The following is a 22,182-nucleotide window of genomic DNA, read 5'->3' on the forward strand; positions in this document are numbered from 1 at the left end:
AATCGCCACACGTCCGTCACGTCCGGCCGGCTCCCGCCGCGTGGCGGGCCAGCAGGTCGCGCAGTTCCCGGGCGTTGCGGCGGCTGACGGCGAGGACGCGGTCGTCGATGCGGACGGTCACGCTGCCGCCGTCCAGGCGGAGTTCCTCGATGCGGCCGAGGGCGACGAGGCGGCTGCGGTGGATGCGGACGAAGCCGCGCTCGCGCCACTGTTCCTCCAGCGTGGACAGCGGGATGCGCACCAGGTGGCTGCCGTGCCGGGTGTGCAGTCGCGCGTAGTCGCCCTGGGCCTCGACGTAGGTGATGTCGGCGATGGGCACGAACCGGGTCACCCCGCCCAGTTCCACGGGCACGTGGTCGCCGGGGCCGGGTGCGGGTCGGGGGGCAGGCGCGGCGACGGGGCGGGGGCCCTGTCCGGCGCGCACGAGTGCGTCGGCGCGCCGTACGGCCTCGGCGAAGCGCTCCTTGCGCAGGGGCTTGAGCAGGTAGTCGACGGCCTTGAGGTCGAAGGCGCGGACCGCGAAGTCGTCGTGGGCCGTGACGAAGACGATCAGCGGTGGTGCGGCGGACCCGCCGAGCAGGCGGGCGAGTTCGAGGCCGTCGGGGCCCGGCATGCTGATGTCGAGGAAGACGACGTCGACCACGTCCCGGCCGGCCGCGCCGAGCCGGCGCAGTGCCTCCGTGGCCGTGGTCGCGGCGAGCACACGGCCGACCCGGGGGTCCTGCCCGAGGAGGTACAGCAGTTCCTCCAGCGCGGGTTCCTCGTCGTCCACCGCCAGCACCCGCAAGCGGGCATCGGTCGGGGTCATCCGCGAGGCTCCTTTCTCCGGCGGCCGCGTCGGCACCAACCGGTAGCCGCTTCAACCTTATTCCGGCAGGACCAGGCGGGCCGTCTCGCCCGGGACGACCGGGATGACCTCGTCCCACAGGCGCACGCCGATGGGCGAGCGGTCGGAGGAGGGGACGGCGATCTCCAGCAGGCCGCTGCGCAGCCGCAGATGGACGCCCCAGTGGCCGTGGTAGCGCAGCGGGAAGCCGTAGGAGGAGAGTTCGGGCAGCGGGACCGGGTCGAGGCTGAGGACGCCGGCCCGGGTCTCCAGGCCAGTCAGTCCGCGCTGGACGAGGTCGAGGGTGCCGGCCATCGCGCCGAGGTGGATGCCCTCGCCGGTGGTGCCGCCCTGGAGGTCGGCGATGTCGCCGCGCAGCGCCTCCTGGACGAAGGCCCAGGCGTCGGCGCGCCGGGCGCGGGCCAGGATCCAGCCGTGGACCAGGCCGCTGAGCGTGGAGCCGTGGCTGGTGCGGTGCAGGTAGTGGTCGACGGTGGCGGTCCAGGTGCGGTCGTCGAGGTGGTAGCCCAGCCGGGCGAAGAGGGAGCGGAGTTCGGGGGCCGAGAAGAGGTAGCCGAGCATGAGGACGTCGGCCTGCTTGGACGCCTTGTACCGGTTGACGGTGTCCCCCTCCGCCTCCAGGATCCGGTCGAGCCGGCGGATGTCGTCGTACCGGTCGCGATAGGCGGCCCAGTCCAGCTCGGCGAGGTCGCCGTAGCCCTCGAACTGGCTGATCACACCGTCGTGGAAGGGCACGTGCAGGGTGCGGGAGATCTCGTCCCAGCGGGCGGGCTCGTCCTGCTCCAGGCCGATGCCGTCGGTGAGTTCGCGGCGGCGCGGCTCGGGCAGGGCGTTCAGCAGCTCCAGGGCGCGGGTGAGTACCCAGGCGGCGGTGACGTTCGTGTACGCGTTGTCGTCCAGGCCGGGGGTGCGCGCGCCGGGGTAGGCGTCGTGGTATTCGTCGGGCCCGACCACGCCCCGGATGCGGTGCCGGCGCAGGTCGGGGTCGTAGTCGGCCGAGTCCGCCCAGAAGCGGGCGATGTGCAGCAGCATCTCGGCGCCCTCGCCGTGCAGGAACTCGGTGTCGCCGGTGGCCTCGCAGTACTGCCACACGTTGTACGCCACGGCCGAGCCGACGTGGTGCTGGAGGCGGGAGTGGTCGGGCAGCCAGCGCCCGGAGCGGGGGTTGAGGTGCAGCTCCTGGGTCTCCTCGCGGCCGTCGCTGCCGCTCTGCCAGGGGTACAGCGCGCCGCGCCGGCCGAGTTCCCGGGCCGCGTGCCGGGCGGCGTCCAGGCGCCGGTGCCGGTAGCGGAGCAGGGCGTGGGAGACCTCGGGGAGGTGGAGGTTGAGGTAGGGCAGGACGAAGAGTTCGTCCCAGAAGACGTGCCCGCGGTAGGCCTCGCCGTGCAGTCCGCGCGCGGGGACGCCGACGTCGAGGTCGGCGGTGTGCGGGGAGAGGGTCTGCAGCACATGGAACAGATGCAGGCGCAGGATGCTGCCCGCCTCCCCGGGGACCTCCAGCGCGCAGCGCCGCCACAGCTGCTCCCAGGCCGCGGCGTGTGTCTCGCGCAGTGTGTCGAAGCCGGGGGCGGCGTCGACGCGCTCGACGGCGGCGTGCCGGGGGTCGCCGATGGCGGGGTCGCGGGAGGTGTGCAGGGCGACGGTCTTGTCGACGGTGACGGTACGGCCGGGCGTGAGGCGCAGGTGTACGCGCTGTACGGCGCGGTGTGTCTCGTTGGCGTGGGTGACCGGCGCGTCGGCGGTCAGCCGGTGGGCCAGCCCGAAGCTGATCTCGGAGGTGCGGGTACGGCAGCGCAGCCACACCGTGCCGGGTGCGGCGGTGCCGGTGTGCAGGCGCGTGAGGTGCCGGCCGTCCAGTTCGCGGTAGCGGGCCACGCCGGAGTTGGTGACGCGGCCGTCGAGTGCCGCCTCCGCCTCCAGGCCGACGGCGCGCCCCTCGACGGTCAGCTCGGTGCGCAGGGCGGCGAGATGCGGGTCGGCCATGTGGACCAGGCGCAGCTGGCGGACCTGGAGTGTGCCGCCGCCGGGGAGGCCGTAGCCGGTGCGACGCTCCAGCAGGCCGGGGCCGAGGTGGAGGACCTGGTGGTGTTCGGTGACCGGGGCGGTGTCCGGGGTGAGCCAGTCCCCGCCCGCGGGGCGCAGGCGCAGCGGCAGCCAGTCGGGCAGGTTGACCATGTCCTCGTTCTCGACCCGCCGCCCGGCGATCTCGGAGGTGAGCCGGTTGTAGCAGCCGGCCGCGTAGGTGCCCGGGTAGTGGACGTCGTCGGCGGCGCACTCGGGCAGGGCTCCGCGGGTGGCGAAGTAGCCGTTGCCGAGGGTGCACAGGGACTCCCGCAGCCGCTCCTCCTCCGGCCGGTAGCCGTCGTACTCCCAGGCCGGCCCCGTCACCGCCGCCCCTTGGACAGGGGACTCCAGTCGAACATATGAACGATCAAGGTCGCCGTGCCGCCCCGGCCGGGCGGGTGCACGGCGACCCGGCCCCGGTCCCGTCGCGCCCTGCCGGTGTACGGCTCCATGGGGCGATTGTGCGGCGACGGGACCGGGTGAGGTGTCCTCTGACTAGGCCGGACGGGGGACGGTCAGGGGTAGCCGACCAGGTCCGCCACGTTCGACGACGCGTTCGACGGCCCTCCCCTGTCGTTGATGACATGGCTGATGGTGCCGGTGCCGCCGAGGGAGACCGTCACCATGCTGGTGAAGCGGACGTCCGGGCTGTCCGGCGCCTCGATGGCGTGGTCGGCCGTCACGCTCGGGTTGCTGCTGAAGTAGCAGTAGCTGCCGAGGCCGTACGCCTGGTGGCTGGTGACGGAGTCGGCGACCTTGTAGGCGGCGTAGCCCTTCGTCGAGCCGTTCGTCCAGGAAGCCTGGTCCGGCGGGTCGTACGGCATCTCGTTCTGGAAGAAGTAGGTCCGCCCACCGTTGCCGTTCCAGATCACCTGGTCCTTCTGGAAGTGCTCCACGAACAGCCCGTACATGGTCACGTCCGCGCCGTTGACCACGAGCCCGGTGTCGGCGGTGTTGCTGGTCCAGCCCACGCCGCTGCCGTGGTCGGCGCGCCAGAGCCACATGTGGTCGCCGATGACGTCGCTGCTGTTGACGACGAGGCCGGTGGCCGCCTTGCCGACGCCCGCGCCGCCGATGCGGAAGTACACGTCGTGCAGGGAGGTCGGGTCGGCCGCGTGGGAGGCGGCGGAGCCGGCCGGCCCGACCTCGACCAGGGTCTTCGAGCTGGTGGTGCCGGCGTCGAAGAGCAGGCCCGCGAGCTGGACGCCGTCCACGTCGGCGACGGTCATCGCCGTGATGCCGCCCTCCGGGACGAGGGTGGCGAGCCCGAGGCCGAGGACGACCGTGTCGGGGCGGGTCACCTTCAGGGTCTGGTCGAGGTGGTAGACCCCGGGCGTCACCAGCAGGTTCTGCCCGGCCGCCAGGGCCGCGTTCATCTGCGCGGCGGTCGCGCCCGGCTTGACGACGTAGAACCGGCTCAGCGGCACCGAGGTGCCGGCCGCGCTGCCGCTCCCCCAGCTGGTCCCCGAGGTGTTGCTGCGCGCCGACGGCACGAACACCTGGTAGCCGCCGCCCCCGTCGACGTACAGGAAGGGCTTCTCCCGGGTGACCGGGCTCTGCGCGACGCTGGTGTACGGCGGGTTCGGGAAGCTGGTGGACGGCACGCCCCGGCTGCCGGTGAACACCATGTTCCAGTTGGACCCGGTCCAGCTGCCCAGCTGGGAGTTTTGGGTCATCCACTGCTGCTGGGTACCGGAGTTGACCTGTCCGTCGACCAGGCTGTCGGCGAGGTAGCCGCCGGAGGACCAGCCGCCGTCGTCGAGGGCGAGGCTGCCGCGCAGATGCATCCGCCGGTACGGCGCCGCCTGCGAGACCGCCCAACGGTCCTGCCCGCCCGCGGGGTTGACGGAGAGGTTCTCGGCGCCGCGCCAGAAGTTCTGCGTGGCGTTGCCCTGGAACCAGTCGGCCTCCGCGTGCACCGCGCCGTCGACCGACACCGCGTCCGGGGTCAGCCCGAGGCCCAGCACCTGGGTGTAGAAGCCGACGTTGACGTCCGCGCTGTAGGCGCCGGGCTTGAAGAGGACGGCGTAGCGCTGGGAGCCGAACTGGTTGGTCTCCTGCTGCTTGAAGATCGTGTCCAGTTTGCCCTGGATGGCCGAGGCGGACATCGACGGGTCGAAGACGACGACGTTCGGACCGAGGTCGGGGTCGTTCGCGGACGACTGGGTGACGGGGACCACCTGGAAGCGCTGGGCGGCGGTGCCGTTGCACGCGTACTGCTGGAGCTGGGCGCTGTCGGCGAGCGAGGCGCCCGGAACGTCCAGGCACTTGCCGCTGTTCCGGTTGACGAAGTGGAAGGCGCCGCCGCCGTCGTCCACGGGCTGCCACTGCTGGTTCGCGCCGCCGCCGTAGCTCCACAGCTGGACGGGCGCGCTGTCGGCCGTGGAGACGTTGGTGACGTCCACGACCTGGCCGGTGTCGTTGGCGTTGCCGATGCGGACGTATCCGTTGCCGGCGTCGGTGAAGCTCCACCGCTGGGCGGTGGTGCCGTTGCACGCGTACTGCTGCACGACGGTGCCGTTCGCGGTGGCGGCGCCCTTGGCGTCCAGGCACTTGCCGCTCGCGGCGTCCATGACGGTGGCGAAGCCGGTGGGCAGGGCCGTGGCCGCGTGCGCGGGGGCGGCCCTGAGCAGGGGCGTCGGCGCGGCGGTGAGCACGCAGGCGGCCGCGGCGCCGACCAGGGCGACCACCGCGGATCTGCGGCGGCGGGAAAGGGGAGGCACGGGGTTCTCCTTCGGGGCCGGGGGTCAGCCGGTGTAGCCGGCGAGGACGCGGGTGTAGTCCCAGTCCGACTGGCTCACGCCGGAGCAGCTGTCGGCGGGGCCGCCGGTGCACGGGCGGTCGCGGTTGGCGGACCAGAAGGTGAGCCGGGCGAGGTGGTGCTGCTGGGCGTAGGCGAGGATGGTCCGGAAGTCGTTCACCGTGACGGTCTCGTTGTTGTCGGTGATGCCGTTCATGGACGAGATGCCCATGTCCCGGTACGCCTGGTCGTCGCCGTAGCCGTACGCCGACTTCAGCGCGTTCTTCAGGCCCTCGGCGGCCTGGGTGGTGAGGTTGCCCATGTTCTGTCCGGCGCCGCCGAAGTCGAACGGCATGATGGTCCAGGCGTCCACGGTCAGCCCGGACGAGGCGGCCCGGTCGATGAGGCTGGTGTCGGGGCCGGACTGTCCGGTGCCGATGGTGACGTACACCTTCAGGCCGGGGTTGTCCGCCTTCACGGTCTTCAGCGCGTCCACGGTCCGCTGCTGCACGGTCACGCTGCTGTAGGCGTCGGCCTCGATGTCGATGTCGATCGCCTTCAGGCCGTAGGCGTCGACCACCTTCTGGTAGGCGCCCGCGAGTTCGCCCGCGCTGTTGCAGGAGCTCTCCAGCTTGTTGCCGCTGTAGCCGCCGAAGGACGGGACGATGTCACCGCCGTTCGCGCGCACGGTGGTGACGGTCTGCTGGTCCACCCCGCCGGTCAGCGGGCGGCTGCCGTCCCACTGCGGGTCGCAGTAGCCGTTGCTGAGGACGAAGGCGAGCGTGAACCACTTCACGCCGGTGGCCCGGGTGATGGTGGTGGGGTCCGGCGGACTGCCCCAGCCGTTGTAGAGGTACGGCGCGACGGCCATCGGCGCGGCCGGGGTGGAGCCGCCGTCCGAACTCGGCGCGGTCCACTTCTGGTTGGCACCGCCGGTGCAGCTCCAGATCTGCGCGCGGGTGCCGTTGGCGGAGTTGTCGCCGGTGACGTCCAGGCACTTGTTCGCCTGCGGGTTGACGATGTCGTGGGCGGCGGTGACGGTCCACTTCTGGTTGGCGCCGCCGGTACAGGACCACAGCTGCGCCCGGGCGCCGTCGGCGACCGAATCGCCGGTCACGTCGAGGCACTTGCCGAGGGCGCGGATCGTGCCGTCGCCGCCGACCGTCCACTGCTGGGCGTTCGTGCCGTTGCAGTCGTAGAGCTGGACGGGGGTGCCGTCGGCGGAGTCGGCGCCGGCGACGTCGAGGCACTTGCCGGCGAGGCCGGTTATGGCGCCGGTGGCGGCCTGGGCGGGGGAAGCCGTGAGCAGGCCGGCGGAGAGCGCGACGACACCGACGGCGACCGCGGCGGGGAGGGGTTTGCGCATGCGGGGCGGCCTTTCGGGTGGGGGGACGGAGGCGGGCCAACACCGTTGGTGCGACAGGGTGTTGAATGCATCCGGAGTCTTTGATTAAGGCGTGAAGTTAAAGCGTGAAGTTAAAGGTCCGGACCACTGACGTCAAGAGGGTGGGCAGCGGCCCCGCCGCCGCCCACCCCTGCGGTGCCCCCGCCGGCTCAGGCCGGTGCCACCTCGTCGCCCCGCTCGGCGAACTGCGTCCGGTACAGCTCGGCGTACCGGCCGCCGGCCGCCAGCAGCTCCTCGTGCGTGCCGCGTTCCGCGATCCCGCCGGACTCCACGACCAGGATCTGGTCGGCGGCCCGGACCGTGGACAGCCGGTGGGCGATGACCACGGCGGTACGTCCCTGAAGGGCCTCGGCGAGCGCCTCCTGGACCGCCGCCTCGGAGGTGTTGTCCAGATGGGCGGTGGCCTCGTCCAGGATCACCACGCGCTGGCGGGCCAGCAGCAGCCGGGCGATCGTCATGCGCTGGCGCTCCCCGCCGGACAGCCGGTATCCGCGCTCGCCGACGACCGTGTCCAGGCCGTCCGGCAGGGACCGTACGACCCCGTCCAGGCGGGCCCGGCCGAGGGCGTCCCACAGCTCCTCGTCCCCGGCGCCGGGGCGGGCCAGCAGCAGGTTGGCGCGGACGGTGTCGTGGAAGAGGTGGCCGTCCTGGGTGACCATGCCGAGCACGGCCCGCAGCGAGGCGGCGGTCAGGTCACGGACGTCGGTCCCGCCGATGCGCACCGCGCCCGCGTCGACGTCGTACAGGCGCGGCAGCAGCTGGGCGATAGTGGACTTCCCGGCGCCGGAGGAGCCGACGAGGGCGACGGTCTGCCCGGGTTCGGCGCGGAAGGAGATGCCGTGCAGGACCTCGGCGCCGCCGCGCGTGTCGAGGGTGGCCACCTCCTCCAGCGAGGCGAGGGAGACCTGGTCGGCGGCCGGGTAGGAGAAACGGACGTCGTCGAACTCGACGGCGACCGGCCCCTCGGGGACCTCGACGGCGTCCGGCTTCTCCTCGATGAGCGGCGTGAGGTCCAGCACCTCGAAGACCCGCTCGAAGCTGACGAGCGCGCTCATCACCTCCACCCGGGCGCCGGCGAGCGCGGTGAGCGGGGCGTAGAGCCGGGTCAGCAGCAGGGAGAGCGAGACGACCGCGCCCGCCTGCAGGCTGCCGCGCAGCGCGAACCAGCCGCCGAGGCCGTAGACGAGGGCCAGCGCGAGGGCGGAGACCAGGGTGAGGGAGGTGATGAACACCGACTGGGCGGTGGCGGTGCGCACACCGATGTCCCGGACCCGGGCGGCGCGCGCCGCGAACTCCGCGGACTCCTCCTCGGGCCGGCCGAACAGCTTGACCAGGGTGGCGCCGGGCGCGGAGAACCGCTCGGTCATCCGGGTGCCCATGGCCGCGTTCAGCGCCGCGGCCTCCCGCTGCATCCGGGCCATCCGGCTGCCCATGCGGCGGGCGGGGAGCACGAACACCGGCAGCAGCACCAGAGCGAGCAGGGTGATCTGCCAGGACAGGGTCAGCATCACCGCGAGCGTGAGCACCAGCGTGACGACGTTGCTCACCACGCCGGACAGGGTGTTGGCGAAGGCCCGCTGGGCACCGATCACGTCGTTGTTGAGCCGGCTGACGAGCGCGCCCGTACGAGTCCGTGTGAAGAACGCGACCGGCATGCGCTGCACATGATCGAACACAGCCGTTCTGAGGTCGAGGATGAGTCCCTCCCCGAGCGACGACGACAGCCGTCGCCCGAGGATGCCGAGCCCCGCCTCCGCGAGCGCCACGAGCGCGATCAGCAGGGACAGCCGTACGACCTTCCCGGAGTCGTGCCCCGCCACGATCGCGTCGACGACGCGGCCGGCGAGCACGGGGGTCGCGACGGCGAGCAGCGCGGTCACCACCCCGAACAGGACGAACCGGACGATGCCCGCGCGGTGCGGCCGGGCGAAGGCGGCGATACGGCGCAGCGTGGCGCGGGCGAAGGGACGGCGGTCGTCCTGGGCGTTCATGACGCTGTGCAGCTGCGTCCATGCGGTGGTCTCCATGCTCATGGGCAAGAACGTAGAACCTCAAGCTTCGTTGAGGTCAATGTCCGCCGCATTTCACTCCCGAAGGCCCCGATGACCACAGCCTGTAAACCGCCGTCCCCGAATCCGCCACCCGCCGTTGAGACGGCACGGAAAACCTCTCCGGGTGTGACCGCGCCACACTTCCCAGCCCTGCGCACGGGCCGCCTGCCGGCGCTCGCCCGGCGCCTGCCCGTGCGGCAGATCCTGTGTCTGCTGCCGCTCGTGCTCGTGACCGTCGTCGCCGTGCAGAACCGCTCGGTGCTCGTCGAGGGCTTCGGCCGGCTGCGCACGGCCTCGTGGCCCTGGCTGCTGGCGGCGGGCGGCGCCACCTGTCTGACCTGGGTGGCCGCCGCCTTCACCCGGCAGGGCGCCGTCATCCAGCCGCTGCCGAGGTGGCGGCTGCTGGCCACGCAGTTCGCGGCCGGCTCGGCGAACCACCTGCTGCCGACGGGGCTCGGCGCGGGCGCGGTCAACCTGCGGTTCATGACCGTGTGCGGGGTGCCGCTCGCCCGCTCCTCCGCCGCGCTCGCGCTGTATCTGCTCGCCGAGTCGGTCGGCCGGCTGAGCCTGCTGGCCGCGCTGCTGTTCGCCTTCCCCGACGCGCTGCGGCTCGGCACCCTGATCCCGGCCGGGGCCGTCGGCCCGCTGCTGGTGATCGCCGGCGCGGTGCTGGTGGTGGCGGTGGCCGCGCTGGCGCTCGTACGACGGCTGCGCACGGCCGTGCTCGGCTTCGTCCGCACCGCCCTGGGCGAGGCCCGCTCCGTGCACACGCGGCCGGCCCGGGCGCTCGCCCTGTGGGGCGGCTCGCTCGCGTTCCCGGCGCTGCAGGCCGCCGGTCTGGTGGCGGTCGGACAGGCGCTGGGGCTGCCGGTGCCGCCCGCGCACATGGCGCTGGCGTACCTGGCCGCGACGGTGGCGGTGGCGCTGGTGCCGACGCCGGGCGGCATCGGCTCCGTCGAGGCCGCGCTGATCCTCGCGCTGGTCGCGGCGGGCGGCCCGGTGGCGGTGGCCACGGCGGTGGTGCTCGCCTACCGGATCATCACGGTGTGGGTGCCGCTGGTGCCCGGGGCGCTCACGCTGGGGGCGCTGGTGCGGTTCAAGGTCATCTGAGGCAGAGTGGCCCTCCCAGCCGAGACGAGGGAGTTCACCGTGCCGGTCCGTGTGGAGCGCGAGGGGTACGTCACGACGGTCGTCCTGTCCCGGCCGGAGTGCCGCAACGCGGTGGACGGCCCCACGGCCGTGGAACTCGCCGCCGCCTTCCGGGAGTTCGAGGCCGATGACGGCGCCCGGGTGGCGGTGCTGTGGGGCGAGGGCGGCACGTTCTGCGCGGGCGCGGACCTGAAGGCGATCGGTACGCCGCGCGGCAACCGCGTGGCCGAGGACGGCGACGGCCCGATGGGGCCGACCCGGATGCGGCTGTCCAAGCCGGTGATCGCGGCCGTGGCCGGACACGCGGTCGCGGGCGGCCTCGAACTCGCCCTGTGGTGCGATCTGCGGATCGCCGAGGAGGACGCCGTCTTCGGCGTGTTCTGCCGCCGCTGGGGCGTGCCCCTGATCGACGGCGGCACGGTACGGCTGCCCCGGCTGATCGGCGCGAGCCGGGCCATGGACCTGATCCTGACCGGCCGCCCGGTGCCGGCCCGGGAGGCGTACGAGATGGGCCTGGCCAACCGCGTGGTGCCGACCGGGTCCGCCCGCGCCGAGGCGGAGGCGCTCGCGGCCCGGATCGCCCGCTTCCCGCAGGCGTGTCTGCGCAGCGACCGGGCGTCGGTCCTCGACCAGCAGGCACTGGCCGAGGAGGCGGCACTGCACACCGAACTCCGCTACGGCATGGACGTGTTGGCGCAGAGCGCGGAGGGCGCCGCCCGCTTCGCCTCGGGCGCCGGGCGGCACGGCTCGTTCGGCGAGAGCTGAGCACGCGGCAGCGGTCCGATCCCGTCGGCGCCGTACGGCCGCCGGCAGGTCATCACCCCATTCTCGCCCCACGGCCCGGCGCCGGTGCCGCCCGCTCCGCCGCGGCCCGGCCGCGCCTCAGCCGCGGCTCACCCGCACCTCGCCGCCCCCGGGATCGACCCGGTCGTGCCAGCGGGCGGTGAGGGTCAGGGGGCGGTGGGGCGACAGCGGAGCGGGCCATGGCCGTTCGCGGTGCAGCAGGCGGCCGTCCTGGTGGACGCGCAACACGGCGGGCCGGGGCGAGCGGGCGTCGTCGCGCAGGAGGTAGCGCTCGGGCCGGGCCGCGGGCGTGACGCGGTTCGGGGCGATCCAGCGCAGCGGGGCCTCGACGGTGAGCGGGAGGCCGGGACCGGGCCAGGCGCTGCCCGCGAGGAGGTCCAGGACGGCGCGGGCCGCCCGGGCGCCCTCGCGGGCGGCGGTGCCGGCGGGTTCGACGGCGTGCAGGACGTTCCCGGCGGCGAAGACCCCGGGCCGTGAGGTGTGCAGGACGCCGTCGACGGCGGGGCCGCGGGTGCCGGGGTCGAGTACGAGGGCGCCGCGGCGGGCGAGTTCGTGCTCCGGGACGAAGTCGCCGGTGAACACGACGGTGTCGCAGGCCAGTACGGTCGTACGGCCGTCACGGTGACGGACGCGGACCCCCGACAGGCGCCCGTGGCCGAGGAGTTCGGTGACGGTGGTGTCCGCCAGCAGCGGGACGCGGCGGCGCAGCCGTTCCGACTGTGCCCGGAACGCGGGGGCTTGGGCGCGGGGCTGTTCCGTGACCAGGGCGACGACCTCGGCACCGGCCGCGCGCACGGTGTCGGCGGCCGCGTAGGAGACGCCCTGGGCACCGACGACGACCGCACGAGTGCCGATGCACTGCCCGAACAGGTGGACGGACTGCTGGAGTTCACCCGTGGTGTAGACACCGGCGGGCCGGGTGCCGGGCACCAGCCGGGCCGCGCGCGGCCGTTCCCGGGCGCCGGTGGCGAGGACGACGGCCCGCGCCTCGACGGTCTCGGGTCCGCCGGGACCGACGGTGGTGAGCACCGGTCCGGCGGCGGCGCACACCCCGCCGGCCACGGACGCCGGCGCCCCGGTCACGCCCCAGTCCAGGACGGTCACCCCGGTCCGGATCACGGCGCCCGCCCGCTCGGCGCCCTGCGTCAGCAGCCGGGCGTACGCGGGGCCGGTCAGCGGGTGTGTACGCGTGCCGAAGCCGCCGTGGGCACAGTGCCGGGGTACTCCCCCTGTCGCCTGCTCGCGCTCCAGCACCTCGACCCGGCCGGCACCGGACGCGGCCAGGCGGGCGGCGGCAGCCAGCCCCGCGGGGCCCGCGCCGACGACGAGGACGTCCACCCGGCGGACCGGCGGCCCCGGCACGCCTCGCTCAGCGGTCACGCCCGCCCCCCTCGCACCACGTCGCCTCACCCTGTGCCCGCTCGCCCGGTGCCCGCTCGAACAACTCCCGTATCGCCGCGCCGCAGTAGAACCCCTGGCAGCGGCCCGCCCGGGCCCGGGTACGGCGGCGCAGGCCCTCCAGGCTGCGCGGTGGGATCGGGCTCGCCAGCGCGTCGCGGATCTCGCCGCGGGAGACGCGCTCGCAGTGGCAGACGAGGGTGCCGTACTCGGGGTCGGCGGCGATGAGTTCGGGCCGCTGGTAGGGGCGCGGGAAGGCCTCGCCGAGGTTGGGCATGGTCAGCGGCGCCAGGTCGCGGACCGCGCCCAGGTCGAGCCCGGTGTCCGCCAGCAGGCCGGTGACGTGTGCGGCGATCGCCAGGGAGGCGGTCAGGCCGGTGGAGCGGATGCCGCCGACGGTGACGTACCCCTGCTCGGGGTGGGCGGCGATGCGGTAGTCCTCCCGGCCGGTCGCCGCGCGCAGCCCGGCGTAGACGGCGGTGACCTCCTCGTCCAGCAGGCCGGGCAGGATCCGGCGGCCCTGCTCCCGGAGGGCGGCGAGGCCGTCGGCGGTGGAGCCGGTGGCCCGTTTGTCGTCCAGGTCCTCGGCGGTGGGGCCGAGCAGGACGTTGCCGTGGACGGTGGGTGCGACCAGGACGCCCTTGCCGAGCGCGGTCGGGACGGGCAACAGGATGTGCCGCACGAGGGGCCGGGCGAGCTTGTCGTGGACGAGGAGCTGGCCGCGGCGCGGGGTGACGGTGAAGTCCTCGTGACCGAGCAGCCGGTCGAGGGTGTCGGCGTGCAGTCCGGCCGCGTTGACGAGACGGCGGGCACGGAGGGTCCCCCGGGAGGTGCGGAGCCGGTGGCAGCCGCCCCGACCGACCGTCTCGACCTGGGTGTTGAGGTGGAGGTGGACTCCGGCGCGGACCGCCTGGGTGGCGTACGCCAGGGTCGTCGTCCAGGGGCAGACGATGCTCTCGCCGGGGACGTGCAGGGCGCCGAGGGCGCCGGGGCCGAGGTGGGGTTCGCGGGCGTACACCTCGTCGGCGGACAGCAGGCGCGTCGCGTCATAGCCGTTGCGCTCCGCCTTGTCGGCCAGCCGGGGCAGGGCGGCCCGCTGTTCCTCGTCCCAGGCGACGAGCAGGGCGCCGACGTGTTCGACGGGGATGCCGGTCTCGGCGGCGTAGGCGCCGAGGCGCGCGTACCCCTCGCGGACCAGGCGGGCCTCCAGGGTGCCGGGGGCCGCGTCGAAACCGGTGTGCAGGATCGCGGTGTTGGCCTTGGAGGTGCCCTGGCCGATGTCGTCCTGGGCCTCCAGCAGGGCGATGCGGAGGTCCGGGTGGCGGGCGAGTTCCCGGGCGATCGCGCAGCCGACGACACCGGCGCCGACGATCGCCACGTCGTACGGCTCGGCGGGCAGCGGGCCCTGTGCGGTGACGGTCACGGCGCCGGTCATGCGTCGAACAGGACCCGGACGGCGGTACGGAAACGGGCACGGCGCTCGGCGGCCCGGTCGGCACTGATGCGGGGCTCGTACACGGCGGCGGGCCCTCCGTCGGGCAGCGCGAGGTCGACACCCAGCGCGGGGTCCGCGCCCGGGCGGGCCAGCGTGGCGGCGCCGAGCGCGAGGACCACGCCCCTGCGGGCAACCAAGGCAACACCGAGCGCGGGGTCCCCATCGAGCCGGGCAAGCATGGCAACACCAAGCGCGGGGGCGGCGGGCAGCGGGCCCTGTGCGGTCACGGTGCCGGTCATGCGTCGAGCAGGGCCCGGACGGCGGTGCGGAAACCGGCACGGCGCTCGGCGGCCCGGTCCGCGCCGATGCGAGGCTCGTACACGACGGCGGGCCCTCCGTCGGGCAGCGCGAGGTCGACACCCAGCGCGGGGTCCGCGCCCAGGCGGGCCAGCGTGGCGGCGCCGAGGGCGGTGGCGTCGGGCAGCGCGGACACCTCGACGGGGCGTTGCAGCAGGTCGGCCTGGGTCTGCATGAGGAGCGCGGAGCGGGTCAGGCCGCCGTCGACGCGCAGCAGGTCCAGGCCGGTGCCGAGGTCTTCGGCGGCGGCGTCGGCGAGTTCGGCGACCTGGGCGGCGATGCCCTCGCACAGGGCGCGCACGACATGGCCGGCCGTGGTGTCGAGGCCGAGTCCGGTGAGCGAGCCGCGCAGGTCGCCGCGCCACCAGGGGGCGGCGAGTCCGGCGAGCGCGGGGACGAAGGTGACGCCGCCGCTGTCGGGGACGGCGCCGCCGACGGCGTCGAGGTCGGCGGCGGCGGAGAGGACGCCGAGGTCGGTGAGCCAGCGGACGGCGGAGGCGGCCGCGAAGACCTGGCCGTCGAGGCAGTAGCTGGTCGTGCCGGCGATCCGCCAGGCCACGCAGCTGACCAGGCCGGAGCCGCCGCGCCGGGCCCGCTCGCCGGTGTGCGCGAGCAGGAACGCGCCGGTGCCGTAGGTGCACTTGGCGGCGCCGGGGCGGGTGACGCGCTGGGCGAGCAGGGCGGCCTGCTGGTCGACGGCCAGGCCGGTGAGCGGGATCTCGGGGCCGAAGGCCGTGGTCGTGCCGATGTGCTGGGCGTTGTCGGTCACCTGCGGGAGCCGTTCGTCCGCCAGGCCGTAGATCTCCAGCGCCCGCGGCGACCACTGTGCGCTGTCGAGGTCGAGGAGCTGGGTGCGGCCGGCGGTGGCGGCGTCGGTGGCACAGGTGCCGGTGAGGCGGTGGACGAGCCAGGCGTCGGAGGTGGTGACGACGCCCTCGCGGGTGAGCCGGCGGCGGATCCAGGCCATCTTGGGAGCGGCGAAGTACGGGTCGAGCGGCAGGCCGGTCAGATGTCTCAACTCGTCGGCGTATGCGGCGAGTTCGGTACAGACGGAGTCCGCGCGGCGGTCCTGCCAGACCAGGGCGTCGGTGAGCGGACGGCCGGTGGCCGGATCCCAGGCGAGGACGGTCTCGCCCTGGTTGGCGAGGCCGAGCGCCACGACCGGTTCGGCGGCCTCGGCGAGCGCCTGGCGCCCGGCGGCGAGCACCGAGTCGTACAGCTCGGCCGGGTCGGCCTCGACCAGGCCGCCGGGCAGATACCGGGGGCGGACCTCGGCGAATCCGGTGCCGAGGACGCCGCGCTCCGGGCAGACCACGAGGGCCTTGGTGCCGGACGTGCCCTGGTCGACGGCGAGCACCGGCCCGGTCATCGCACCTTCTCCCGTCGCGCCTCGAAGATCACACCGCGTCAGCCTGCCGTCGCGCCGCGTCCGGCGTCAAGCACCGGCGGACCGTCAACCGGGCCGGATTGTTGGTTGAGTTGACAACAATGGTGGGCCGGTACCTCCCCCTCTATAGTGACCGCCGTCCACCGCACCACGCCCAATCCCCGCCCACAGGAGGGCTGTTGCCACGCCACCCCGCCACCTCGCCCGCGTTCCGGTGGCCCCGGACCGACGGCTGATGGCCAGAGACGGAGCACGTCCCTCCTACGACCCGGCCGGTCCCGACCGTGCGCTGCGCGCCGCCCTCCAGGATCTGCGCACCGGCCGCTGGATGGCCATGCGCACCCTGCTCGCGGACACCGCGGACCGGTGGCAGTGGACCCAGCGCACCCAGGTCCTGGCGGCGGCCGCCGCCGGTTCCGACGTGGTGCGCGCATGGCTCGCCGAGGAGCCGGGCAGCGCCCACGCGCTGGTGATGCACGCCCGGGTCGCGGTGGAGCGGGCCCTGCGCGCCCAGCGGGAGCGGCACCTGCGGACCCACGAACTGTGGATCGAGGCCTGGGACGCCGCCCAGTCCGCCACCCGGGCCGCCCCGCACGACGCGGTGCCCTGGGTGTGTCTGGTGGCCCTCGCCCAGCTGGACCCGGAGCAGCGCTGGGAGGAGCACCGGGCGGCGGCGCCCGAGCCGTTGCTGCCGCCGGGCCCCTGGGGTCTGCTGGCCGAGGCCCACGAGCGCGACCCGTTCAACCGCGAGGCCCACCACCGGATGCTCCAGTTCCTCTACGCGCGCGGCGGCACGGGCCGGCTCGCGGAGGCCGCCGGCTACGCGCAGTGGGCCGCCGGGCAGGCGCCGGCCGGCTCCGCGCTGCACGTACTGCCGCTGTACGTCCGGGTCGAGCGCTACCGGCGCGCGAGCGGGCAGGACGCGGCGCTCGACCTGCACTGGGTCGCGGAGGAGGCGGCCCGCGAGGCGCGCCGCGCGCTGCACTCCTGGTTCGAACACACGCACCGCGGCGAGCGCTCGCTGCTGGACCTCAACCACCTGGCCCACGCGCTGTGGGGCGCGCTCCAGTTCCCGGACGCGGCCCGGGTGTTCGACGCGATCGGCCCGTACGTCACGCCCCCGCCCTGGATGCACCGCGCCCTGGGCCGCGACCGCGCCGTGGAGGTCTTCCTCCAGGCCCGGGACCGCTGCCGCGCGGCCCGCCCCTGACCGCACCGCTCCACGTCCGCACGCCTGTCGACCCGGAGGTCTCCCCCGCATGTCCGCCACCCCCGATCCCACACCGATGTCCCCGCCCTCGCCCTCGCCCGGCCTGCCCCAGCAGGACGAGGAGCAGCGGCTGCGCGAACTCGGCTACCGGCCGGTGCTGGCCCGCCGCATGGGCGGCTTCGGCAACTTCGCGATCAGCTTCTCGGTGATCTCGATCCTGTCGGGCTGCATGACCCTGTACGGCTTCGGCCTGAACACCGGCGGCCCCGCCGTGATGCTGTGGGGCTGGGCGGGCGTCGGCGTGTTCGTGCTCTGCGTCGGTCTCGCGCTCGCCGAGGTCACCAGCGCCTATCCGACCTCGGGCGCGCTGTACTACATGGCCGACCGGCTCGGCGGCCGGCGCTGGGGCTGGTACACCGGCTGGCTGAATCTGCTCGGTCTGCTCGGCGCGATCGCCGGTATCGACTACGGCGCCGCCCTGTTCACGGGCGCGTTCGCGAACCTCCAGTGGGGCTTCACGCCGACCCCCGGCAGGACCATGCTGATCTTCTGCGCCATCCTGCTGCTGCACGCGGTGCTGAACCTGTTCGGCGTCCGCCTGGTCAGCGTGCTCAACTCCATCAGCGTGTGGTGGCACCTGGCGGGTGTCGCGGTCATCGTCGGCGCGCTCGCGATCGTCCCCGACCACCACCGGTCGGCGTCCTTCGTGTTCACGAAGTTCGTCAACGAGACCGGCTGGCACAACCCGGTCTACGTGGCGGCGATCGGCCTGCTCCTCGCCCAGTACACCTTCTCCGGCTACGACGCCTCCGCGCACCTGTCCGAGGAGACCTCGCAGGCCTCGGTGTCCGCGGCCAAGGGCATCGTGCGCTCCATCTGGGCGTCCTGGCTCGCCGGTTTCGTCCTGCTCGCCGGGCTGACCTTCGCCATCCAGGACTACGACGCCACGCGCAACACGGCCACGGGGGTGCCGCCCGCGCAGATCCTGCTCGACGGCCTCGGCACCGACGGCGCGAGCGTACTGCTGCTGGTCGTGATCATCGCCCAGTTGTTCTGCGGCAACGCCGAGGTCGCGGCGGCCAGCCGGATGGTGTTCGCGTTCAGCCGGGACGGCGCGCTGCCCGGCTCGCACCTGTGGCGCAAGGTGAGCGGCCGCACCCAGACACCGGTCGCCGCCGTCTGGCTCGCGGTGATCGTCGCCTGCCTGCTCGCCCTGCCCTCGCTGTACTCGGCGACCGCGTACAACGCGGTGACCGCCATCAACGTCATCGGCATCACGCCCGCCTACGCCATCCCGGTGCTGCTGCGGCTGCGCGCGGGCGACCGGTTCCGGCCGGGGCCGTGGCAACTGGGCCGCTGGAGCAGACCGGTCGGCTGGATCGCGGTGATCTGGGTGGCCTGTGTGACCGTGCTGTTCTGCCTGCCGCAGGCCTCGCCGGTCACCGTCGACACGATGAACTACGCCTCGGTGGCGCTCGCCGTCGTGCTGGTGCTGGCGAGCGTGTGGTGGTACGTCGCCCGCCGCTCGTACGGCACCCCCACCACCGCGGCGTACGGCGACGACCGCGAGCAGGCCGAACTCGCCGAGGGCATCATCTGATCCGCCTGTCCGCGGGACGCCGGTCCGGATGCGAACTGGTGTTCCGGATACGGCAGGATGAACGATCGCGCCGGTCACCGCGGTTCGGGGCCGGCGCGCTCGCACATCCCGCACATCGAGCAGGTGACCACGTGACGCGTCCTCCCCACCCCGCAGCCGCCGCGAGACCCGGAGGTGACCGGTGAACCGCGCGCCGACCCTGGACGATCTCGTCCTCGCCGGCATCTCGCTCGCCGCGGGCCTGCTGCTGGCCTTCCTTTCGCGGGCGGTGCTGCGCTGGCTGGCGGGGCACGCCAAGCGGACCAGGTGGAGCGGCGACGACGTCATCGTGGACGCGCTGCGCTCGGTCGTACCGTGGGCGGCGATCGCGGGCGGCGCGGCGGTCGCGGCGGCCGCGCTGCCCCTGACCCTCACGGTCCAGCACCACACCGACCAGGTCCTGGAGGTGTGGCTGATCTTCGTGGCGACGCTGTCGGCGGCCCGGGTGATCGCCGGACTGGTCCATACGGTCACCCAGTCCCGCTCGGGCGTGGCGGGCTCGGCGACGATCTTCGTCAACATCACCCGCGTGCTGGTCCTCGCGATCGGCTTCCTGATCGTCCTGCAGACGCTCGGCATCTCCATCGCCCCCCTGCTCACCGCCCTGGGCGTGGGCGGTCTGGCGGTGGCCCTCGCCCTCCAGGACACGCTCGCCAACCTCTTCGCGGGCATCCACATCCTGGCCGCCAGGACCGTCCAGCCGGGCGACTACATCCGGCTCGGCAGCGGCGAGGAGGGCTATGTGGTGGACATCAACTGGCGCCAGACGACCGTCCGCCAGCTCTCCAACAACCTGGTGGTCATCCCCAACGGCCAGCTCGCCAAGGCCAACATGACCAACTTCACGCGCCCCGAGCAGCGGCTGACGGTGCTGGTGCAGGTCGGGGTGGCGTACGACGCGGACCTGGAGCACGTGGAGCGGGTGACCAAGGAAGTCGTCGCGGCGACCATGCGCGAGGTGCCCGGAGCGGTCCCGGAGCACGAGCCCGCCGTCCGCTTCCACACCTTCGGCGACTCCCGCATCGGCTTCACGGTGATCCTCGGCGTCGGTGAGTTCAGCGACCAGTACCGCATCAAGCACGAGTTCATCAAGCGCCTGCACCGCCGCTACCACGAGGAGGGCATCCGCATCCCGGCCCCGGCCCGTACGGTGGCGCTCCAGCAGGGAGCGGTGGTGATCCCGCAGCAGCGCAGCGGGGAGGACGTGATCCCGGGAACCATGAATTAGCGCATACGTTCGACATGACAGAAGCGTCCCGGCCGGCGGAACCGGGCGATCGGAAAACGCCGGCCGATCGCGGACCCCTGTCGAGTCGCACCCGATCACGAGATATCTTGATGTCGAGCAATGTTGCAGACGTGGAGCGGAGCACCCGGTGACTGACTCGACCATCATCTACACCTACACAGACGAGGCCCCGGCCCTGGCGACGCATTCGTTCCTGCCGGTGATCCAGGCGTACGCCTCGCAGGCCGGTGTGCCGGTCACGACGCGCGACATCTCGCTGGCCGGGCGCATCATCGCCCACTTCCCGGAGTACCTGAACGAGGACCAGCGCATCGCGGACGCGCTGGCCGAGCTGGGCGCGCTGGCCAAGACCCCCGCGGCCAACATCGTCAAGCTGCCGAACATCTCGGCGTCCATCCCGCAGCTGAAGGCCGCCGTCGCGGAGCTCCAGGGCAAGGGCTACGCGCTGCCGGACTACCCGGACGACCCGAAGACCGACGAGGAGCGCGAGATCCGCGCCCGCTACGACAAGGTCAAGGGCTCCGCCGTCAACCCGGTGCTGCGTGAGGGCAACTCCGACCGCCGCGCCCCGGCCTCGGTGAAGAACTACGCCAAGACCCACCCGCACCGCATGGGCGCCTGGACCGCCGAGTCCAAGACGAACGTCGCGACGATGAGCGAGAACGACTTCGCCGCCACCGAGAAGTCCGCGGTCGTCGCCGAGGACGGCACGCTCCGCTTCGAGCTGGTCGGCGCGGACGGCACCGCCACCGAGCTGCGCGAGCCCCTGAAGGTCATCGCGGGCGAGGTCGTCGACGCCGCCGTGCTGCGCGTCGCCGCGCTCAAGGAGTTCCTCGCCGCGCAGGTCGCCCGCGCCAAGGCCGAGGACGTGCTGTTCTCCGTGCACCTGAAGGCCACGATGATGAAGGTCTCCGACCCGATCATCTTCGGCCACGTGGTCCGCGCCTTCTTCCCGAAGACCTTCGCGCAGTACGGCGAGACGCTGGCCGCCGCCGGCCTGTCCGCGAACGACGGCCTCGGCACCATCCTGAAGGGCCTGGAGAACCTGCCCGACGGCGACGCGATCAAGGCCTCCTTCGAGGCCGAGATCGCCGACGGCCCGGCCCTGGCCATGGTCGACTCCGACAAGGGCATCACCAACCTGCACGTGCCGTCCGACGTGATCGTGGACGCCTCCATGCCGGCGATGATCCGCACCTCGGGCCACATGTGGGGCCCGGACGGCCAGGAGGCCGACACCCTCGCGGTCCTGCCGGACCACAGCTATTCCGGCGTCTACCAGGCCGTGATCGAGGACTGCCGCGCCCACGGCGCCTTCGACCCGTCGACCATGGGCTCGGTCCCGAACGTCGGCCTGATGGCGCAGAAGGCCGAGGAGTACGGCTCCCACGACAAGACCTTCGAGATCCCGGCCGACGGCACGGTCCGCCTGGTCGACGCGGCCGGCAACGTCGTCCTGGAGCAGGCCGTCGCCCAGGGCGACATCTTCCGCGCCTGCCAGACCAAGGACGCCCCGATCCGCGACTGGGTCAAGCTGGCCGTCACCCGCGCCCGCGCCACCGGCGACCCGGCGGTGTTCTGGCTGGACGAGACCCGCGGCCACGACCGCGTGATCATCGAGAAGGTCAAGGCGTACCTGCCGGAGCACGACACCGAGGGCCTGGACATCAAGATCCTCTCCCCGGTCGAGGCCACCAAGCTGTCGGTGGAGCGCATCCGCCGCGGCGAGAACACCATCTCGGTGACCGGCAACGTGCTGCGTGACTACCTGACCGACCTCTTCCCGATCCTGGAGCTGGGCACCAGCGCCAAGATGCTGTCGGTCGTCCCGCTGATGGCGGGCGGCGGCCTGTTCGAGACGGGCGCCGGCGGCTCCGCGCCGAAGCACGTCCAGCAGCTGGTCAAGGAGAACTACCTGCGCTGGGACTCCCTCGGCGAGTTCTTCGCCCTGGTGCCGGCCTTCGAGCAGTACGCCGAGGCCACCGGCAACGCCCGTGCCAAGGTGCTGGCCGACACCCTCGACCGCGCCACGGCGACCTTCCTCAACGAGGACAAGTCCCCGACCCGTCGCGTCGGCGGCATCGACAACCGCGGCAGCCACTTCTACCTGTCCCTGTACTGGGCGCAGGAGCTGGCCCGGCAGACCGACGACGCCGACCTGGCCAAGGCGTTCGCGCCGTTCGCCGAGTCGCTCGCGGCCGACGAGCAGAAGATCGTCGACGAGCTGCTCGCCGTCCAGGGCGAGCCGGCCGACATCGGCGGCTACTACCAGGTCGACCAGGCCAAGGCGGACGCGGTCATGCGCCCGTCGGCCACCTGGAACGCGACGCTCGCGTCCCTCGGCTGAACGGCTGCGGCACCTGAGCCGCACCGCTGACCGACTCCGCCCCGGCCGGTACTCCCGGCCGGGGCGGAGCCATGCGCGGGATCCGAGTGCTGAGCTGAGC

Annotated in this window: 16 protein-coding genes; 6 read left to right on the forward strand and 10 right to left on the reverse strand. The window is 73.4% G+C overall.

Annotated features, from left to right (window positions below):
• Window positions 1–16 precede the first annotated feature (16 nt).
• The 6 genes from BIV25_RS08760 to BIV25_RS08780 form a co-directional block, all read right to left on the reverse strand.
• Window positions 17–808: a LytTR family DNA-binding domain-containing protein gene (locus BIV25_RS08760; protein ID WP_071371619.1), complete on the reverse strand. Its 792-nt coding sequence runs from the start codon at window positions 806–808 to the stop codon at window positions 17–19.
• 57 nt (window positions 809–865) lie between these two features.
• Window positions 866–3,235 (reverse strand): glycoside hydrolase family 65 protein, encoded by a 2,370-nt coding sequence (locus tag BIV25_RS08765; protein ID WP_071371620.1) that lies wholly within the window; start codon window positions 3,233–3,235, stop codon window positions 866–868.
• Window positions 3,232–3,363 carry a hypothetical protein gene (locus BIV25_RS52495; RefSeq protein ID WP_256255681.1) on the reverse strand — a complete coding sequence of 44 codons (132 nt, stop codon included), beginning with the start codon at window positions 3,361–3,363 and terminating at the stop codon, window positions 3,232–3,234. Before BIV25_RS52495 ends, BIV25_RS08765 begins: the two co-directional genes overlap by 4 nt.
• A gap of 63 nt (window positions 3,364–3,426) precedes the next feature.
• Entirely contained in the window at window positions 3,427–5,634 is a 2,208-nt protein-coding gene (locus tag BIV25_RS08770; RefSeq protein ID WP_177235201.1) for an RICIN domain-containing protein, read from the reverse strand.
• Between the two features lie 24 nt (window positions 5,635–5,658).
• Entirely contained in the window at window positions 5,659–7,017 is a 1,359-nt protein-coding gene (locus BIV25_RS08775; RefSeq protein WP_071371621.1) for a lectin, read from the reverse strand.
• Between the two features lie 188 nt (window positions 7,018–7,205).
• On the reverse strand, window positions 7,206–9,083 hold the full coding sequence (locus BIV25_RS08780) for an ABC transporter ATP-binding protein (protein WP_071371690.1): 1,878 nt from the start codon (window positions 9,081–9,083) through the stop codon (window positions 7,206–7,208).
• A gap of 216 nt (window positions 9,084–9,299) precedes the next feature.
• Here BIV25_RS08780 and BIV25_RS08785 point away from each other — a divergent pair, with 216 nt between their 5' ends.
• Together BIV25_RS08785 and BIV25_RS08790 are read left to right on the forward strand one after the other, a co-directional pair.
• Window positions 9,300–10,217 (forward strand): lysylphosphatidylglycerol synthase transmembrane domain-containing protein, encoded by a 918-nt coding sequence (locus BIV25_RS08785; RefSeq protein ID WP_071371691.1) that lies wholly within the window; start codon window positions 9,300–9,302, stop codon window positions 10,215–10,217.
• A gap of 39 nt (window positions 10,218–10,256) precedes the next feature.
• Entirely contained in the window at window positions 10,257–11,021 is a 765-nt protein-coding gene (locus BIV25_RS08790) for a crotonase/enoyl-CoA hydratase family protein (RefSeq protein WP_071371692.1), read from the forward strand.
• A 117-nt stretch (window positions 11,022–11,138) separates the two neighbouring features.
• On the opposite strand, the gene BIV25_RS08795 is transcribed toward BIV25_RS08790, so the two are convergent.
• Genes BIV25_RS08795 through BIV25_RS08810 form a run of 4 tightly spaced genes read right to left on the reverse strand, consistent with a single transcriptional unit; the run spans window position 11,139 to window position 15,619 of the window.
• A complete protein-coding gene (locus BIV25_RS08795; protein ID WP_256255682.1) occupies window positions 11,139–12,440 on the reverse strand; it encodes an NAD(P)/FAD-dependent oxidoreductase in 1,302 nt (433 codons plus the stop codon).
• Entirely contained in the window at window positions 12,430–13,881 is a 1,452-nt protein-coding gene (locus BIV25_RS08800) for an FAD-dependent oxidoreductase (RefSeq protein WP_071371693.1), read from the reverse strand. The genes BIV25_RS08795 and BIV25_RS08800 overlap by 11 nt, the downstream gene beginning before the upstream one ends.
• A gap of 8 nt (window positions 13,882–13,889) precedes the next feature.
• Window positions 13,890–14,192 (reverse strand): hypothetical protein, encoded by a 303-nt coding sequence (locus BIV25_RS54245; RefSeq protein WP_143076596.1) that lies wholly within the window; start codon window positions 14,190–14,192, stop codon window positions 13,890–13,892.
• A complete protein-coding gene (locus BIV25_RS08810; protein ID WP_071371624.1) occupies window positions 14,189–15,619 on the reverse strand; it encodes an FGGY family carbohydrate kinase in 1,431 nt (476 codons plus the stop codon). Before BIV25_RS08810 ends, BIV25_RS54245 begins: the two co-directional genes overlap by 4 nt.
• A gap of 253 nt (window positions 15,620–15,872) precedes the next feature.
• On the opposite strand from BIV25_RS08810, the gene BIV25_RS08815 reads away from it, so the two are divergent.
• From BIV25_RS08815 to BIV25_RS08830, 4 genes are all read left to right on the forward strand, one after another.
• Entirely contained in the window at window positions 15,873–16,847 is a 975-nt protein-coding gene (locus BIV25_RS08815; protein ID WP_177235202.1) for a hypothetical protein, read from the forward strand.
• Window positions 16,848–16,923: 76 nt separating this feature from the next.
• Window positions 16,924–18,447 (forward strand): amino acid permease, encoded by a 1,524-nt coding sequence (locus BIV25_RS08820; protein ID WP_071371694.1) that lies wholly within the window; start codon window positions 16,924–16,926, stop codon window positions 18,445–18,447.
• Between the two features lie 181 nt (window positions 18,448–18,628).
• Entirely contained in the window at window positions 18,629–19,714 is a 1,086-nt protein-coding gene (locus tag BIV25_RS08825; RefSeq protein WP_071371626.1) for a mechanosensitive ion channel family protein, read from the forward strand.
• Window positions 19,715–19,862: 148 nt separating this feature from the next.
• Window positions 19,863–22,082, forward strand: coding sequence for an NADP-dependent isocitrate dehydrogenase (locus BIV25_RS08830; protein WP_071371627.1), 2,220 nt, complete (start codon window positions 19,863–19,865; stop codon window positions 22,080–22,082).
• The last annotated feature ends 100 nt before the right edge of the window (window positions 22,083–22,182 follow it).

Source organism: Streptomyces sp. MUSC 14 (assembly GCF_001866675.1).
Lineage (GTDB): Bacteria > Actinomycetota > Actinomycetes > Streptomycetales > Streptomycetaceae > Streptomyces.

Bases quoted from the DNA above. Each gene is read 5' to 3' on its own strand.
- BIV25_RS08760 (WP_071371619.1), bottom strand. From the start codon at position 808: ATGACCCCGACCGATGCCCGCTTGCGGGTGCTGGCGGTGGACGACGAG.
- BIV25_RS52495 (WP_256255681.1), bottom strand. From the start codon at position 3,363: ATGGAGCCGTACACCGGCAGGGCGCGACGGGACCGGGGCCGGGTCGCC.
- BIV25_RS08775 (WP_071371621.1), bottom strand. From the start codon at position 7,017: ATGCGCAAACCCCTCCCCGCCGCGGTCGCCGTCGGTGTCGTCGCGCTC.
- BIV25_RS08780 (WP_071371690.1), bottom strand. From the start codon at position 9,083: ATGGAGACCACCGCATGGACGCAGCTGCACAGCGTCATGAACGCCCAG.
- BIV25_RS54245 (WP_143076596.1), bottom strand. From the start codon at position 14,192: ATGACCGGCACCGTGACCGCACAGGGCCCGCTGCCCGCCGCCCCCGCG.
- BIV25_RS08810 (WP_071371624.1), bottom strand. From the start codon at position 15,619: ATGACCGGGCCGGTGCTCGCCGTCGACCAGGGCACGTCCGGCACCAAG.
- BIV25_RS08815 (WP_177235202.1), top strand. From the start codon at position 15,873: ATGGCCAGAGACGGAGCACGTCCCTCCTACGACCCGGCCGGTCCCGAC.
- BIV25_RS08820 (WP_071371694.1), top strand. From the start codon at position 16,924: ATGTCCCCGCCCTCGCCCTCGCCCGGCCTGCCCCAGCAGGACGAGGAG.